The following is a 15,165-nucleotide window of genomic DNA, read 5'->3' as shown; positions in this document are numbered from 1 at the left end:
GACATGCGGGAGACGGTCATCGTCGAGGCGGTGCGCACGCCGGTCGGGAAACGCAATGGCGGGCTGTCGGGCATGCACGCCGCGGACCTGTCCGCCATCGTCCTCAACGAGGTGCTGGAACGCGCCGGAGTGGGGCCAGAGATCGTCGACGACGTGATCTGGGGGTGCGTGTCTCAGGTCGGCGACCAGTCCAGCAACATCGGGCGCTACGCGGTACTGGCCGCCGGCTGGCCCGAGAGCATCCCCGGGACGACCGTCAACCGGGCCTGCGGTTCCAGTCAGCAGGCCCTGGACTTCGCGGTGCAGGCGGTGATGTCGGGCCAGCAAGACGTCGTCGTGGCAGGCGGGGTCGAGGTCATGAGCCGCGTACCGCTGGGTTCGGCGCGGGCGACCGGCATGCCCTACGGCCCGAGAGTCCTCGCCCGCTATGACGACTTCTCCTTCAACCAGGGTCTGTCCGCGGAGATGATCGCCAAGAAGTGGGGCTTCTCGCGCACCCAACTCGACGAATTCTCCGTCCAATCCCATGAACGGGCCGCGGCCGCGCAGGACAGCGGCGCCTTCACCAATCAGATGATCCCGGTCATCACCGACGACGAGGCCGTCGTCACCGCTGACGAGGGTGTGCGGCGGGGGAGCACGGTGGAGAAGCTGGGCGCGCTCAAGCCCGCCTTTGCCGACGACGGCGTTATTCACGCCGGCAATTCCTCCCAGATCTCCGATGGTGCCGCCGCGCTGCTGGTGACGACATCGGAAATGGCGGTCGAGCTGGGGCTGACACCGATCGTGCGGTACCGTGCCGGAGCCGTCACCGGGGCGGACCCGGTGCTGATGCTCACCGGTCCCATTCCGGCCACCGAAAAGGTGCTGAAGAAGGCGGGTGTTCCGCTGGCAGAGGTCGGTGCATTCGAGGTCAACGAGGCCTTCGCGCCGGTCCCGCTGGCCTGGATCGCCGAGACCGGCGCCCAGCCCGGCCTGGTCAATCCGCTGGGCGGCGCGATCGCACTGGGCCACCCGCTGGGCGCGTCGGGGGCGGTGCTGATGACCCGGTTGGCGCACCATATGCGCGACAACGGCATTCGCTACGGGCTGCAGACCATGTGCGAGGGCGGCGGCACGGCCAATGCCACCCTGGTCGAATTGGTCGCCTGACACCGACCAGCGGTTTTTCTATGAGTCCGCCTGAGACGGTTGTCACAGGCGGCAAACCTACCTACTGTGTGTTCAGAAGGTTGGTTGAGCCGCCGATCGGTCAAAGGAGCCCGGTGCCAGACGCACGGCGTTACGACACGCTTCTCGCCAAAGGCGAGGACCGTAAGCAGCGGATCCTCGCGGTCGCCCAGAGCCTGCTGATTCGCAACGGCTGGCGAAACACCACGCTGGCCCAGATCGCCGGCGAGGCCGGCGTCACCCCCGCGGGGCTGCTGCATCACTTCGAGTCCAAGGAACAGCTGCTGCACGCGGTCCTGGACGCCCGCGATCAGGACGACGATTCGCACGCCGACCGCGCCGGCGACCTGATGGCCCAGATCTCCGCCGTCGCCGATCGATTCCACCGCGCGCCCGAATTGGTCGGCACGTTCACGGTGCTGTTGGTCGAGAACATCCAACCCGACGCCCCGTTACACGACCGGATGCTCGACCGGCACCGGCAAGCCGTCGACATCGTCGCCGATCTCATCCGCACCGGTCAGGCCGACGGCCGGTACCGCGCCGACATCGACCCCACCATCAAGGCAGTGGAGATACTCGCCTTCGTCCACGGAATGGAAACCACATGGTTGCTCGATCCTTCGATACCGCTGACCGAGGTGTTCAAGCAGTACGCCGAGACGCTCGCGCGGGACTTCGCGCCTTAGGAAAAGCCACCGACAAGGCCACTGAGCACGACATGCGGTACCGACTCGACGTCGTCGCCTCCAGCGTCCTCGACGTGGTGCGGTTCGCCGGGGGGTGGCTGTTCGACCGGTCGATGGCCGGATGGGACGTCACCGTCCTGCTCACCGACCTGGCCGACCACTCCGATCTTCGGCCGCTGCAGATCATCGGGGCCCGCCCCCTCGACCTCGACCGCGCGCTGGAGTCGGTCGACGACCGTCCCCGTCCGCAGGCGCTGGCGGCCGCGGCCGATCTGGTGGGTTGCGACTCGCGGGTGCGCCAGGGCGTTTTGCGGGCCCTCGATCACGGCGTCACCGAGGTCACGTTGTGGGGTGACACCTGGCCCGCGGAGCTCGATGGCAGCGTCGGCCTGGTGCAACACCGGCTGAGCGTGGCCGCCCAGAAGTTCAAGGCCAAGGCGCTGGCCGCCGCGGCGATGCCCGAATACTCGATCGGTCACACCGAGAAATTCCGCAGCGGGCTGCTGGCCTGTCCGTCGGTAGCCGCCGATCTGGTCCCGGCCGGCTAGGTCCCGACCCAGCGCTGATTCGGAGCGTCATTACCGCTTAGCGGCACCCGTCGTTGACGACGATCACGCCGTGTGGAAATCTAATACTCATCTCTGAGAGGCTCATTCTCATTGCTGAGATTCGAACGGAGCAAGATGACGAACGACTTCTCCAAGATGGACTTCTTCCGAGGCAAAGAGCTCATCGCGGACCCATACCCCTACTACGAGTCGCTGCGTGAGCAGTGCCCGGTGGCCCGCGAAGAGCACCACGGGGTCACGATGGTGACCGGCTGGGACGAGGCCTGCGCCGTGCTGAACGACGCGGACACCTGGTCCTCGTGCATTTCGGTGACCGGGCCGTTTCCCGGCTTCCCGGTGAGCCTCGCGGGTTTGGAAGACAGTGACATCACCGACCTGATCGAACAGCATCGCGACGAGCTGCCGTTCAGCGACCAGCTGCCCACCCTCGACGATGCGGCTGATCACCCCCAAGCGCCTCAAGGAGAACGAGGACGCGATGTGGGCGCTCGCCGACCAGGCCCTCGACGACTTCCTGGCACCCGGGTACGGCGAATGGATCAAGGGCTTCGCCGGCCCGTTCACCCTGCTGGTAATCGCCGACTTGCTGGGCGTGCCGATGGAAGATCGCGACAAGTTCGTCAAGGGCATCGCCGAACACGCGGGCGGCGGGATCGGCGGCACCGGCAAGGAATCGCTGTCACACAGCCCGCTGGAATTCCTGTACGGCCTGTTCTCCGACTATGTCCGCGACCGACGGCAGAACCCCCGCGACGACGTGCTGACCGGCCTGGCGACGGCAACCTTCCCCGACGGTTCGACACCGGAGGTCGAAGACGTCGCGCGCGTTGCGGCCAACGTCTTCTCCGCAGGCCAGGAGACCACGGTTCGGCTGCTGGGCGCGGCGTTGCAGACGCTGGGCGAGCGCCCCGACATCCAGGCGCAGTTGCGCAAGGACCGCAGCCTGCTGCCCAACTTCATCGAGGAGTCGCTTCGCCACGAGAGCCCGGTCAAGGGCGATTTCCGGATGAACCGGCGGCCCGTCAATGTCGGCGGCGTCGACCTGCCGACCGGCACCACCGTGATGATCGTGCAGGCGGCGGCCAACCGCGACCCGCGCCGGTTCGAAGACCCCACCACGTTCGATCCCGCCCGCAAGAACGCCCGCCAGCACATCTCGTTCGGGCGCGGCATCCACAGCTGCCCGGGTGCGCCGTTGGCGCGAGCCGAAACCCGTGTCGCGATCGAGCGGCTGCTGGATCGCACGACCGACATCAGGATCAACGAGCAGATGCACGGGCTGGCGAATGACCGCCGCTACCAATATGTTCCGACGTACATTCTGCGTGGCCTGACCGAATTGCATTTGGAGTTCACGCTGGCATGAAAGTCTGGGTAGACGACCAACGCTGTCGCGGCCACGGTATGTGTCTCACGCTCTGTCCGGATGTGTTCAGCCTGACCGACGACGGTTACGCAGAGGCGATAGATTCCGATGTCCCAACGGAATTGGAAGCCGCCACCCAGGAAGCCATCGAGTGCTGTCCAGAACAGGCGATCAGCGAGAAGTAACGAAATAGACCGGCGGATAAGGAGACCACAGTGCCTAACGGGCCAAAAGGCTACGTCATCCTCACCGAGGCCATCAGGGACCCAGAGGGCATGAAGGCTTACGGCAAGGCTGCCGGCTCGGCGATGAGCGGGGCCACCATTCTCGCGGTGGATACCGCGCCGGAAGTCATTGAGGGCAACTGGCACGGCGATCAGACTGTCTTGCTGGAGTTCGAATCCGTCGATGCCGCCCGCGCCTGGTACGAATCCGAGGGCTACCAGAAGGCGGCCAAACTGCGCCAGGCGGCCGCCGACTGCAACGCGGTCATCTTGTCCGGATTCTGACCGCTATTCTCCGACGATCGCGATTGCCTGCCGAGGGCATTGACGGACGGCCTCACGCACGTCGGCCTCGTTCTCCGGGGTGACTTCTTCGGTGTGAACGGTCAGCATGTCGTCATCACCGAGCTCGAAGATGTCGGGGTTGATGCCCATGCAGACACCGTTGCTCTCGCAGAGTCCCCAATCGACCTCAATCTTCCTCGTCATCGTGGCCCCCTCATCGAAGCACTTTGACGGGCACGCTCTTCCAACCCGCCACGTTTTGCATGGTTACCCGCTTGCACCTCGACCAGTCCACCTCGTAGCGAGGCATGAAGTCCAGCAGTCGCTCCAGTGCGATCCTGCTTTCCAAGCGGGCGAGAGCGGCACCGAGGCAGCTGTGAATGCCGTATCCCAGGCCGAGATGTTGCGCCTCGGTCTGGTCGCGCTCGATGTCGAACGTGTCGGCGTCGGTGAACGCATCGCTGTCGCGGTTAGCCGCTGCGCCGCATAGGAATACCGGCTTGAAGGGGGGAATTACGCCGCCGCTGACGTGTGCCTCTTTGAGGGTGTAGCGGACGTTGTACTGCACCGGCCCCTCGTAGCGCAACAACTCTTCGACGGCCCCCGGGATCTTCTCGCGGTCGTCCTGTAGCTTCTGCCACTGGTCGGGGTGCCGGGCGAAGATGACCGCCGCGTTGCCCATCAGTTTGGTGACGGTCTCGGCGCCGGCACCGCCCAGAAGGGTTGCGAAACCGCAGATCTCGATGTCGTCGAGTTTGCGGGGCTGACCGTCTTCGGTGGGGATCTCGGCCGCGATCAACCTGCTGATCATGTCGTCCTGCGGGTCCGCACGCCGCTGTTGAATCAGACCGTAGTAATACATCGCGGTCTCGATGTTGGCCTGCATTCCGGCCTCGCTGATCTCGATCTGTCCGGGTTCGTGATGCAGGCTGGTGTCGATCCAGTGCCGCACCTGCTGGCGGTATTCCTCTGGCACACCGGCCATCCGGGTGATGACCTCCACCGGGAACGGCCCGGAGAAGTCCTGCACCACGTCGAAGTTCTCCGGATCGCAGGCGTCCAGGTACTTGTCGATCACCTCGATGATCGTTTCGCGCTGCGATTGAACGGCCCGAGGCGTGAACGCCTTGTTGAGCAGGCTGCGCATGTGGCGGTGGTCCGGCGGGTCCATGAAGATGATCGACCGCTGCTCAGGCGAGACACCCCGGCGCACCATCGCCAGGTCGCACCCGCGTGCCGAGGAGTACGTCTCGAAGTCCTTGAAAGCCGCCGACACGTCTTCGTGGCGGGTCAGCGCGTAGAAGTCCTCTTTCTCGTCGTAGTACAACGGCGCGTCTTCACGCATCCGCGCATAGATCTCGAACGGATTGTTGTAAAAGTCGTCGGAGTACGGATCAAAGAGAACTTTCGGCTTTGTCACTGACGTGCTCCTCAGCGGCGAGGGTTAGGGCGGGCTGGAACCGTTACGGTTGAATGCCTGACTGTAACGCTAACGGTAGCGCTTTCGTCGCGAACCGGGAAGAACCGAAGTGCCGATATGTCAAACCTTTCCGCCGACATTGAGGACTTCGATGACGTCGTCGAGGGCACCGAGGTCCGCGGCGATGGCGCGCACGGCCGCGACGTCTTTTCCGATGAATTCCCCGGCCACCTCGATGAACCCCGCGATCGAGCCCGTTGCGGCCACGATGTCCAGTACCCGGCTGGTGGCGCTGCCGTGCGCCAACGCGCCCAGCAGGGTCGGTTCCGCAACGCCGAGGCGCTCGCCCAGCCGGATTGACTCGGCAAGCAGCCCGAGGTGGCCGGCGAACAGTGCATTGTTGACCAGCTTCACCGTCTGACCGGCGCCGCGTGGGCCGACGTGCAGTACCGGGTCGCCGTAGCAGCCCAATACCGTTTGCAGTCGGGCCACGGTGGCATCCGGACCGCCGACGAACAGCGTGAGGGTGCCCGCCGCGATATCGTGCGGGCCGCCGCTGACGGCGGCGTCGACGACGTCCACATGGCCCGCCTGGGCCGCGATGGCCTCGATCGTCTCGGGGCGGGTGGTGGTGTGCACCACCAGCGTCGAACCCGTCGGCATGGCCGACAGCAGTGGGCCGCCCAGGCAGACCTGTCGCACCTGCTCGTCGGTGAACACGCAGAGCACCACTACGTCGGCCCGCGAGGCGGCGTCGGCCGCCGCGTTCACCACGGCTACGCCCAGCTGCTCGAGGTCGTGACGCCGGGCGTCATCCGTCGCGTCGCGCACCACGACCGCGACGTTGTGGCCGGCCGCGGCGAGGCGCGCCACCATCGGACGGCCCATCCGCCCGGCCCCGACGAACCCGACTTTCACTGCGCCTTCATCGGGCATTACCCATCATTGCCAGCGCGGCGTCGGCCGCGTCGAGGACGGCACCCCCGCGAGCGGCGGCCGCCTCGGCGAGGTCGACGATCAGCCGCACGTCCTTCTGCAGCAACGTGCCCGCCACACCGGCCAGCCGGTCCAGGCCACCTGTTCCGCCGATGACATTGAGCGCGAAGCTGTTTCCGCTGCCGCGTGAGACGACTTCGACGAGCCGCTCCGGTGCGACGCCGAGGGACTGCGCCAGCGAAAGGGCGGTGGCCGCGGTTCCCAGGTGCGCGGTGAACAACAGGTTGTTGAGCAGCTTGGTGGTTTGGCCGGTGCCCAGTTCGCCGAGGTGGACGACGGGATCGCCATAGGTTTCGAAGACGGGACGGCAGCGCTCGACGACGCCGGTTTCGCCGCCGACCATCACCATCAAGCGTCCCTGCGCGGCGGCCGGACCGCCGCCGCTGACTGGGGCGTCGAGCACCGAAACACCGCTACTGGCAACCTTTTTCGCCAGCGATTTGCAGGTGTTGGGGTGCACGGTGCTGTGCACCGCGATCACACTGTCCGGCTGCAGGCCCGCGAGCAGCCCCTGGTCGCCGGTGGCGATTTCCTCGATGTCGGCCTCGCCGACCACACAGAGGCAGACCAGATCGCTGACGGCGGCGAGCTCAGCGGGTGAGGACGCGATTTCCGCCGGGGTGTCGGCGAACTGCTCGACCGATGCGGGCCGGCGCGCCCACAGCGTGGTCGCGAATCCGCCCTCGACGATCCGCCGGGCCATGGGGCCACCCTGGCTGCCTAATCCGATGAATCCAACTCTCATCCGACGGCCTCTTCGTCGGTTGGACGCACGGCCAAGCACTCGTCGACGAACCCCAGAACCTTTGCGTGGTATTCCGGGGCGGAGTGGCCGAGGCTGATGTTGTGCCCGGCGTCAGGTTGCCGGTGCAGAGCGAAACGCGGCACGCCGGTGAACATCGAGACTATCTCCTGCACCGCCGAATCGTCAGTCTGCCATACCTTTTCGTGCTCGGCGATACTGAAGTGCACCGGCACCCGCACGGCGGGGGCTAGCGTTGGGAAGGTTTGACGGGCCCAGTCCGACACCATCTGGTCCTCGTAGGAGGGAGCCGAGGGGGATACCGTCGCTCCGCCGAGCACCTCGGTCGGATACATCTCCTGCGGGCTCCACAGCAGGTCGCGCATGCCCGGCGGGCGGCGTTCGCGGGTCGCTGTTTTGAGTATTTCTTTGGCTGCCGGGTGATAGTGCCGGCCGGTGCCGGCCAATTCGATGCCGAGCAGCTCGGCGCCGCGTTCGTCGGCGGCCATCCGCATCGTCAGCTCGCAGCCGCCCGAATGGCCCATCACGAACAGACCTGCGCCGCTTGGTCGTTCGCCGATGATGCGTTCGACCGCGCCGTATGCCAGGTTGACGCGCTGGTCGCCCTCGGCCATCGCCTCGGGGTAGGGCGCCGAACTGCCGTAGCCGGGCCGGTCGAGCGCCACCACGGTGAATCCCGCTGCCGCGCCGGTGCGTAGGAACGAATACGACGGATGGCCGGGGCAGTCGAAATAGACCGCGGTGGTGCCGCCGCCGTGGATGGCCACGATCACGGCCTTGGGGTCAGCGGCTTCGCAAACCACCGCCGACATCGGTACCCCGTCGACGATCACCAGCCGGGGTCGCGGAGTCGGCGCGGCAGTGCTCATGCTCGCCTCATTCCGGGGTCCGCAGCAGAAGCACGCCGCTGGGGGTGAGGCCGCCGCTGCTGACCACCCCGACCCGGGCATCGGCGACCTGACGGTCGCCCGCCGTGCCCCGCAATTGGGTGATGGCCTCGTGCAGCAAGCCCATGCCGTGGGTGCGGCCGTGCGATAGTTGGCCGCCGTGCGTATTGAGCGGCAGCTGGCCGTCGCGGGCGATGTTCTTGCCGCCGTCCAAAAACTCCTTGGCCTCACCGATTCCGCAGAAGCCCAGCGCCTCGATCCACGACAGGCAGTTGAACGAAAAGCCGTCGTACAGCTCGGCGACGTCGACGTCGGCGGGCCGCAGCGTGGTGCGCGTCCACACATGCGCGGACTGGCCGAGCACCTGCGGCTCGTGGGTCAGCGTGCTCTGGTCCCAGTCGAGTCGCTCGACGATCTGCGTTCCGACCGCCTCGACCAGGACCGGGGGCTGGGCCATATCGCGGGCCACGTCGATGGCGGAGACGATCACCGCGATCGCGCCGTCGCACGGTACGTCGCAGTCGTACAGGCCGAACGGCGTCGTGATGGGCCGCGCGTTGAGATAGTCATCCATGGTCATCGGGGTTCGGTAGATGGCCGTCGGGTTGAGTTCGGCGTTCGCCCGCTGGTTCAGCGCGATCCAGCCCAGCGTTTCTTTGGTGGTGCCGTATCGATGAAAGTGCCGCTGCGCGTTCATCGCCAACGTGTGTGCCGCGGAGGTGGCACCAAATGGCATCTGCCAGCCCGGCATTCGGCCCGCTGAAGCACCGGCCGGGGCGATCTTGCCCTGCTTCATCAGCTCGCCGTTGGTGGCTTCCCATAGCGTCCGGAAGCAGAGCACGTGACGCGCCAGCCCGCAGGCAACCGCGAGCATCGCCGCGATTACCGAGCCGCCTGGGCCGAACGTCTCCATCGCGCCGTTGTGCCACGTCGGCCGAATACCCAGCGCCCCCTCGAGAGCGGTGGTGCCGCCCTCCCCGAATCCGCCGACATTGATCGCGCCGGGGTAGGTGGACAGGCCGTCGATGTCGGCGTAGGTCAGGCCGGCGTCGGCGATCGCGGCCTCGCACGCCTGCACCGTCAGCGCCAGCGGCGGTTGCATCAGCCGCCGGCCGATAGGTGACATGCCGATCCCGGTCAGGGCCACCTTGTCTTCGAACTTGTCGGTGGTGAGCATCGGGCGCACGTATTCGCCGAAGCGTTCCGGTGGGATCTCGTCGACCGGCAGCGCAGCGGGCTCGGCATCCGGGCTGGGCCGAAACAGCGGAAACCACACGTTCTCGACCTGCTCGAAGACGACCTCGACCTGTTGGCCGAGCTCGAGCTGATCGGGCTCGCAATCCACGATGTTGGTCGTCAATCGCACCCGCGGGTCTTCGGCGATCGCAACCTGCGCGATCACATACGGCGCCACCAGCCCGGGCAAGCTGAACCGCTCGTTGATGGTGAAGCCGGCCAGCGTCGCCTTGCCGGAAACCGTGCGCACTCCGATATCCAGCGACCGGCAATAACGGCACACCGGCGCCGGCGGGTGGATCAGGGATTGGCAGGCCTGACATTGCTGCAGCCGTAGCTTGCCGTCGGCGCCCGAGGTCCAGAAAAACTCGTTCTCCGGCGTGACCTGGGGCAATGGGCGTCCCGGTGCTGCTGACACGTCACCTCCGCGAGTCGAACGGCCCGTGGGTTCAACGTGGTAGGCCCGTTATACGAATCGGAGAATTACGTTATCACTGCCAAGCGGGCGTGATCCAGAAGGCGTCAAGGATTGGGACGACGACCGCCGGCGTCAGTACGGGACCCAGACGCCGTTGAAATAGGCACCCCATTGGTGAAAGCCGACGCTCCACATCGGATCGTTCGGTGACCACCACGGCCGTGGCGGTGGGGGCGGCACGTCAAGCCCGGCGAACGACGGCGCATACGCCGGCGGGGCCACGTACCACGCGGGCACCGGCGGCGGCGGTTTGCACTCGAAGGTCGCCTGATTCCACGACATGTTCGAATCGCACTGCGCCCAGCTGATTCCCGGCGTCGCGATCACCGCCGTCGCCATTGCCCCGAAAACGATCGCAATGACGGCGGTCAGGCGACGAATAAACCACCCCATGACGGTCCTCCTCTTTGGAGTGTCCTGGCCTCGGCTGGCCTCAGTTTATTCCGTCCTCTTCGCAGCCGACGGCGTCGAAGGCGAGTTACCTGGACGGCTACGAGTCAGAGCCGGGAAGGTTCAACGGGTGAAGCCCCATTCGGCTTCGTTCTCGTCGGTTTTGAGATGCTCGGCCGGATCGTCTGCCTCGGTGAGCGGTAGCGAGGCGGCGGGAAAGATGCGTTCACCGATCTCGGTGATGGCATGCACCGGGCAATCCATCAGTGCGCGCATCACGGCGTCGCGATCCGCTTCGGCCACGGTGCCGTCACCGATCAGCGATGCATAACCCCAGTCGTCCAGTGAGAAATATCCGGGCGCGTACTTGGCGCAAACTCCGAACCCGTCGCAAATGGTGCGGTCCAGACGGATTTTCATGCTTGCCTCAGAGCTTGCGCCTCGTAGGGACGTTCGGCGCGGAATGCGCCGCCGGCGCAATCCGGACAGGTTTTGTCGAGATGCGCGGCGACCTCGGCGGGGAACTGGTCGAGCAGGCTCGCGGCCACATTGGTGGCGGCATCAAGTGTGGCGCAGGCGCCGCGCCCGCGCAGCAGCACCGACCAGCGGCGCAACCGGTCGACGTCCTCTTTGGTTGCGGCGCCGTCGCGCAGCGCCCCGGCGGCGGCCGCCATCGCCGCCGTCCCGTTGAAGCAGGAACCGCATTGGCCGGCATTCTCGCGGTCGAAATAGGCCAGCACGGCGGCCGCGACCGCGACGGGGCAATCATCGGTGATCACCGAGACCGCGCCGCAGCCCAGGCCGCTGCCCAGGCGCCGCATCGTCTCGTGGTCCAGCGTGGTCTCCAGCACCGCACGGTTGAGCAGACCCGCGAAGTATCCACCCATCAGCGCACCCCGCACGTTCTCGGGGGAAATCCCATGCAGGGCAAGCAGTTCGGTGAACGCCAGACCATGGGGCAGCTCGTACAGCACCGGCGGCTTGCCGGCGCCGGTGATCGTGGCCAAGAACGTGCCGGTCGACAGCGACGTGCCCTGCGAGCGGAACGCCGCCGATCCGTTGCCCTGTACGTAAGGCAGATTGGCCAGCGTCTCAACATTGCTGACCAGCGTGGGCAGCTCATCGACGCCCGCTTCGAATGGGCGTGGCGGCTTGTCGGTCGGCTTGGCCAGACCCCCGTTGATCACCCGAACCGCGGCGGTCTCCTCGCCGGCCACGTATCCGGGCTGGACGGTCAACACGTGGACCGTGACACCGAGGGCGCCGGAATCAAGCTCGCCGAGCGCGGTTTCGACGCTGTGGGCCGACTCGGGGTCGGACACGTACACGTAGGCACGGTCCGCGGCCACCACCGCCGCGGCCAGTCGCAGTCCGTCCAGCACCAGATGCGGGCGGCTGCGCAGCAGCCAGCGGTCCTTGACCGAAGCCGGTTCTCCCTCTTCGCCATTCGCGATGACGACGGGCGCAGCGGTGATCAGAAGGCCGTTGTCGCGCACTGTGCGCAACTTGACCGCCAGCGGGAAGGCGGCACCGCCGCGGCCGACAAGTCCGCTGGCTTCGATTTCACCGAGCAATGCCTGGGCGTCGGCGAGCGGACGGTAGCCGCCGAGCTGTCGGTATGCAGCCAGGTCTTCCCGACCGGCTTGCGCGCTCAGCAGCCGAGGTGTGCAGCCGGGAAACGTTGCGGTAGTGATCGTGGTGGACTGGGTGGTGTTCAAAGCTGGCCTGCCATCGTCTTAGTTAGGCTTGCGCCCATGCGAACTGCGGTGGTGCGTGTCAACGTCGACCCGGAAGGTGAGCTGACGCCGGCCCAATTACGTGACGGCATGGCAGCGCTCCAGGAGCTCGTGGGTCACGCCGGTGCCGGCGTGGTCGAGAACGACCTCGCGGCCATGCCCGAAAGTCGCCGTGAAGTCGAATTGCTCATCGCGGCCGAAAACGGCGACATGGCCAAAGAGGCCGCAATCGGGTTGTGCGCCAAAGTTTTCAGCAATAAGCCCGTCCCGGGTGTGGTCACCTTTGTCAGCCGCGGAACCGATGACGACGCCCGCGGCGTACTGTCCGGGTTCGGGCTCACCGGTGACATCGTGCGCACGCCCGGCGACGAGGGATTCGACATCGTCTACGTCACGGTGCGCGAGGCGGATCTCGAACGGATTCCGGAAAGCCGGGTCCATACGGCGCTGGAAGCGTCGCTCAACTGCGAGGTCCACATTCGTACCGTGTGACGCCATTACGAGGCCAGAAATTCGAGGATCGGGGGTGCTGCCTGCACCCAGGTGTCGAACATGTTGAAGTGCTTCACCCGGCCCGCCGCGCGGTCCTCGGACGCACGCTCCCAGGCGTCCTCGGGCCACGGCGGGTCGATGAGCGTCGATCCCTTGATCAGGCAGCTGACTTCCAGCGACGTCCGCTTGGGGTGATCCATGTCGTTCTCGCCGCCACGGATGATCAGCGTGGGAACCTTTATCCGGTCGAACATTTCGTCCTCGACACCGGGAATGGTCTGCCCCGGCTTGGAGACGAACGCGTTGAGCCAGCGCAGCATCAGCTTGAGGAATTCGTCGGAGTCGAAGTCGAGGAACCGTTGCTTGTTGGCCGGGTTCTGCGCTATGCGCTCTTTCCACTCGGTCACGTTGATCACGCCATCCATGCCGGTGCCGCGCACCGCGAGGATGCTGGGGATGATGTAGAAGGAGCCGAGCACGAACGAGCCGTAGATGCCGCCGACGATGTTCCACACCACGAGCTTGGTGACCATCTCCGGATAGAGCATCGTGGTCAGCATGGAATCCCTTGCCCCGCCGGATCCTCCGGCAAGAATGCAGCGTTCGAAACCCAGTCCGGTCACCAGTTTGTGCAGGGTCTCGGCGCGCATGTGCGACTCGCTCTGGCCGTAGAACTGCACATCGGACGCCCCACAGTTGGGCCGGTCCCACAGCAGCACCCGGTAACCGCCCGCGGCGAGTGCATCCGCGAGTGGACGCAGACCTTCGATTTCCTTACTGAACCGCCCGCCGGGGGTCAGAGCAATGAGATCGCCTGAGTCACCGAGGATTTCGTAGACGACATTTCCCCCGTTGATCTCAATTGATGGCACGCGATTCTCCTGTAGTTAGGCCTGAACCAGAACGTCGTTGCCGACGACCCGCACCGGGTAGGTGCGAATACTCCACTCCGGCTTGACCGCGGTGGTGCCGGTCGCCAGCTCGAAACCCCATTGGTGCCACGGGCAGTAGATGAACTCCAGGTCGCGCACCATCACGGCGTCGCCCGGCACGGATTCGTCGACGATCGTGCGTCCCCGGGCACGTCCCGAACACAGCGGACCGCCTTCGTGCGGGCAGTAATTCGCGATCGCGTAGAAGGTGCCGTTGACGTTGTAGACACCGACACCGTGACGCCCGATCGGTACCAGCTTGTGCTTGCCCGGCGGAATCTCGTCTACGGTGGCGACGACGTGCTCGCGGCCCTGGGCGAGGCGTGGCTCAGGCCGTTTCGTTTCTTCTGACAATTCAGAGCACCCGGACCTGACCCTCGAGCACCGGAACAGTCTCCGGCAGGTGATAGGTCGCGATGCCGTTCTTGTACATGATCGCGTCGCGGGCGTGCTTGGGCAGATGCTTGACCAACCAGCGCGGGTCATCGAACGTCCAGTGCGGGTAGTCCGACGAGAACAGCAGGATCTTCTCGCACTCCATCCATTCCAGCGCACGGGTCAGCTCGGTCTTGTCTTCCGGGTAGTCCAGCGGCTGGGTGGTGAACTTGATGTGGTCCTTGACGTACTCCGACGGCTTACGCTTGATGTCCACCCACGACTTGCGCGCCTCGTAGATCGCGTCCATCCGCCACATCAGCGGCAGGATCCAGGTGAACGCGTGCTCGACGAAGACGACCCGCAGCTTCGGGAACCGGTCGAAGACGCCGTCGAAGATCAGGCTCATCACCTGGTTAGCGGCCAGCAGCGAGTAGGTCACCATGAAATCGTGGTTGTAGCTGGGGAATCCGACCGGCGGGATCGGCAATTCGTCGAACTGGCTGCGCGACAGGTGGCAACTCACGGTGATGTCGTGCTTGGTGGCGGCTGCCCAGATCGGGTCGTACTTCGGGTGGCCCCAGGACGGCCGCGGCTCGGCCTTGATCAGGATCTGCGCCATGAACGGGTGTCCGGCCCACTTCTCGATCTCGCGCGCGGACTCTTCGGGCTCCTCGATGGCGCAGCAAATCGAACCGCGCCACCGCTCGTGCCAGTTGTTGTGGCTGTCCAGCCAGTGATTGGCCTGCCAGTCGTTCAGCGCGGCCGACATCGCGTGCTGCGCTTCGGGCAGCCGCGCCGGGTAGGCGGCGGGCTCCAGGATCGCGATGTCGGAGCCGGCCTCCATGATCAGCTGGCGGAACGCCATGTCCGGGTCGCTGCAGGGGAATTCACCGTTGGGAGGGAAGGCGTCCACGCGCATCGCGTAGGAGTGGGCGTAGTCGGGGGCGTCGTAGTAGATCTGCTCACCCACGGTGCGGGTGAGGAAGTACTTGCTGCGCCAGGGCTCGGGGATGTACGGCACCAGCTCGCCGCGCTTGGGCGCCGGGTGGACATCCGAATCGACGCATCGCACGGCTATGCGCTCGGTAGCGGGAACCCGCTCCTGCGAATGGGTCAACGTCATCTGGGTCTCCTAGCCCTTTTAGGTCTGCCCG

Annotated in this window: 18 protein-coding genes and 1 pseudogene; 7 read left to right on the top strand and 12 right to left on the bottom strand. The window is 65.9% G+C overall.

The window, feature by feature from the left end; genetic code table 11:
* The first annotated feature begins 3 nt into the window (after positions 1-3).
* From MAAFP003_RS23540 to MAAFP003_RS23515, 6 genes and pseudogenes are all read left to right on the top strand, one after another.
* The gene (locus MAAFP003_RS23540) at positions 4-1,152 is read left to right on the top strand and encodes a thiolase family protein (protein WP_096290079.1); all 1,149 of its coding nucleotides are present in this window, start codon (positions 4-6) and stop codon (positions 1,150-1,152) included.
* A 113-nt stretch (positions 1,153-1,265) separates the two neighbouring features.
* Entirely contained in the window at positions 1,266-1,859 is a 594-nt protein-coding gene (locus MAAFP003_RS23535) for a TetR/AcrR family transcriptional regulator (protein ID WP_096290078.1), read from the top strand.
* A 32-nt stretch (positions 1,860-1,891) separates the two neighbouring features.
* Positions 1,892-2,407: a hypothetical protein gene (locus MAAFP003_RS23530; RefSeq protein ID WP_096290077.1), complete on the top strand. Its 516-nt coding sequence runs from the start codon at positions 1,892-1,894 to the stop codon at positions 2,405-2,407.
* Between the two features lie 135 nt (positions 2,408-2,542).
* A pseudogene (locus MAAFP003_RS23525) lies at positions 2,543-3,794 on the top strand (cytochrome P450).
* Entirely contained in the window at positions 3,791-3,979 is a 189-nt protein-coding gene (locus MAAFP003_RS23520) for a ferredoxin (protein WP_085223765.1), read from the top strand. The pseudogene MAAFP003_RS23525 and the gene MAAFP003_RS23520 overlap by 4 nt, the downstream one beginning before the upstream one ends.
* Positions 3,980-4,009: 30 nt before the next feature.
* Complete coding sequence (locus MAAFP003_RS23515; protein WP_096290076.1) at positions 4,010-4,303, top strand: DUF1330 domain-containing protein; 294 nt, start codon at positions 4,010-4,012, stop codon at positions 4,301-4,303.
* Between the two features lie 3 nt (positions 4,304-4,306).
* Here the strand turns inward: MAAFP003_RS23515 and MAAFP003_RS23510 are convergent, their stop codons facing one another.
* From MAAFP003_RS23510 to MAAFP003_RS23470, 9 genes are all read right to left on the bottom strand, one after another.
* Positions 4,307-4,507 carry a ferredoxin gene (locus MAAFP003_RS23510; RefSeq protein ID WP_090606577.1) on the bottom strand — a complete coding sequence of 67 codons (201 nt, stop codon included), beginning with the start codon at positions 4,505-4,507 and terminating at the stop codon, positions 4,307-4,309.
* Positions 4,508-4,517: 10 nt separating this feature from the next.
* Positions 4,518-5,723: a cytochrome P450 gene (locus tag MAAFP003_RS23505; RefSeq protein WP_096290075.1), complete on the bottom strand. Its 1,206-nt coding sequence runs from the start codon at positions 5,721-5,723 to the stop codon at positions 4,518-4,520.
* Between the two features lie 120 nt (positions 5,724-5,843).
* On the bottom strand, positions 5,844-6,659 hold the full coding sequence (locus tag MAAFP003_RS23500) for an NAD(P)-dependent oxidoreductase (protein ID WP_096290074.1): 816 nt from the start codon (positions 6,657-6,659) through the stop codon (positions 5,844-5,846).
* On the bottom strand, positions 6,649-7,464 hold the full coding sequence (locus MAAFP003_RS23495) for an NAD(P)-dependent oxidoreductase (RefSeq protein ID WP_096290073.1): 816 nt from the start codon (positions 7,462-7,464) through the stop codon (positions 6,649-6,651). The genes MAAFP003_RS23500 and MAAFP003_RS23495 overlap by 11 nt, the downstream gene beginning before the upstream one ends.
* Positions 7,461-8,351: an alpha/beta hydrolase gene (locus MAAFP003_RS23490; RefSeq protein WP_096290072.1), complete on the bottom strand. Its 891-nt coding sequence runs from the start codon at positions 8,349-8,351 to the stop codon at positions 7,461-7,463. The genes MAAFP003_RS23495 and MAAFP003_RS23490 overlap by 4 nt, the downstream gene beginning before the upstream one ends.
* Before the next feature lie 7 nt (positions 8,352-8,358).
* A complete protein-coding gene (locus MAAFP003_RS23485; protein ID WP_096290071.1) occupies positions 8,359-10,023 on the bottom strand; it encodes a thiolase C-terminal domain-containing protein in 1,665 nt (554 codons plus the stop codon).
* A gap of 132 nt (positions 10,024-10,155) precedes the next feature.
* On the bottom strand, positions 10,156-10,476 hold the full coding sequence (locus tag MAAFP003_RS23480; RefSeq protein WP_096290070.1) for a hypothetical protein: 321 nt from the start codon (positions 10,474-10,476) through the stop codon (positions 10,156-10,158).
* 120 nt (positions 10,477-10,596) lie between these two features.
* Positions 10,597-10,893, bottom strand: coding sequence for a ferredoxin (locus tag MAAFP003_RS23475; protein WP_096290069.1), 297 nt, complete (start codon positions 10,891-10,893; stop codon positions 10,597-10,599).
* On the bottom strand, positions 10,890-12,191 hold the full coding sequence (locus MAAFP003_RS23470) for an NADH-ubiquinone oxidoreductase-F iron-sulfur binding region domain-containing protein (protein ID WP_096290068.1): 1,302 nt from the start codon (positions 12,189-12,191) through the stop codon (positions 10,890-10,892). Before MAAFP003_RS23470 ends, MAAFP003_RS23475 begins: the two co-directional genes overlap by 4 nt.
* 36 nt (positions 12,192-12,227) lie before the next feature.
* Between MAAFP003_RS23470 and MAAFP003_RS23465 the strand changes: the two genes are divergently transcribed.
* Positions 12,228-12,701 carry a hypothetical protein gene (locus tag MAAFP003_RS23465; protein WP_096290067.1) on the top strand — a complete coding sequence of 158 codons (474 nt, stop codon included), beginning with the start codon at positions 12,228-12,230 and terminating at the stop codon, positions 12,699-12,701.
* 5 nt (positions 12,702-12,706) lie between these two features.
* Here MAAFP003_RS23465 and MAAFP003_RS23460 read toward each other — a convergent pair whose 3' ends face one another.
* From MAAFP003_RS23460 to MAAFP003_RS23450, 3 genes are read right to left on the bottom strand one after another with little or no spacing between them, the layout of a single operon-like run.
* Positions 12,707-13,573: an alpha/beta fold hydrolase gene (locus MAAFP003_RS23460; RefSeq protein ID WP_096290066.1), complete on the bottom strand. Its 867-nt coding sequence runs from the start codon at positions 13,571-13,573 to the stop codon at positions 12,707-12,709.
* Between the two features lie 15 nt (positions 13,574-13,588).
* On the bottom strand, positions 13,589-13,987 hold the full coding sequence (locus MAAFP003_RS23455) for a Rieske (2Fe-2S) protein (RefSeq protein ID WP_090606541.1): 399 nt from the start codon (positions 13,985-13,987) through the stop codon (positions 13,589-13,591).
* Position 13,988: 1 nt separating this feature from the next.
* Positions 13,989-15,134: an amidohydrolase family protein gene (locus MAAFP003_RS23450; protein ID WP_096290065.1), complete on the bottom strand. Its 1,146-nt coding sequence runs from the start codon at positions 15,132-15,134 to the stop codon at positions 13,989-13,991.
* Between the last annotated feature and the right edge of the window lie 31 nt (positions 15,135-15,165).

The sequence above is a fragment of the Mycobacterium ahvazicum genome (assembly GCF_900176255.2).
Lineage (GTDB): Bacteria > Actinomycetota > Actinomycetes > Mycobacteriales > Mycobacteriaceae > Mycobacterium > Mycobacterium ahvazicum.
This window is presented reverse-complemented; position numbering and strand designations above follow the sequence as displayed.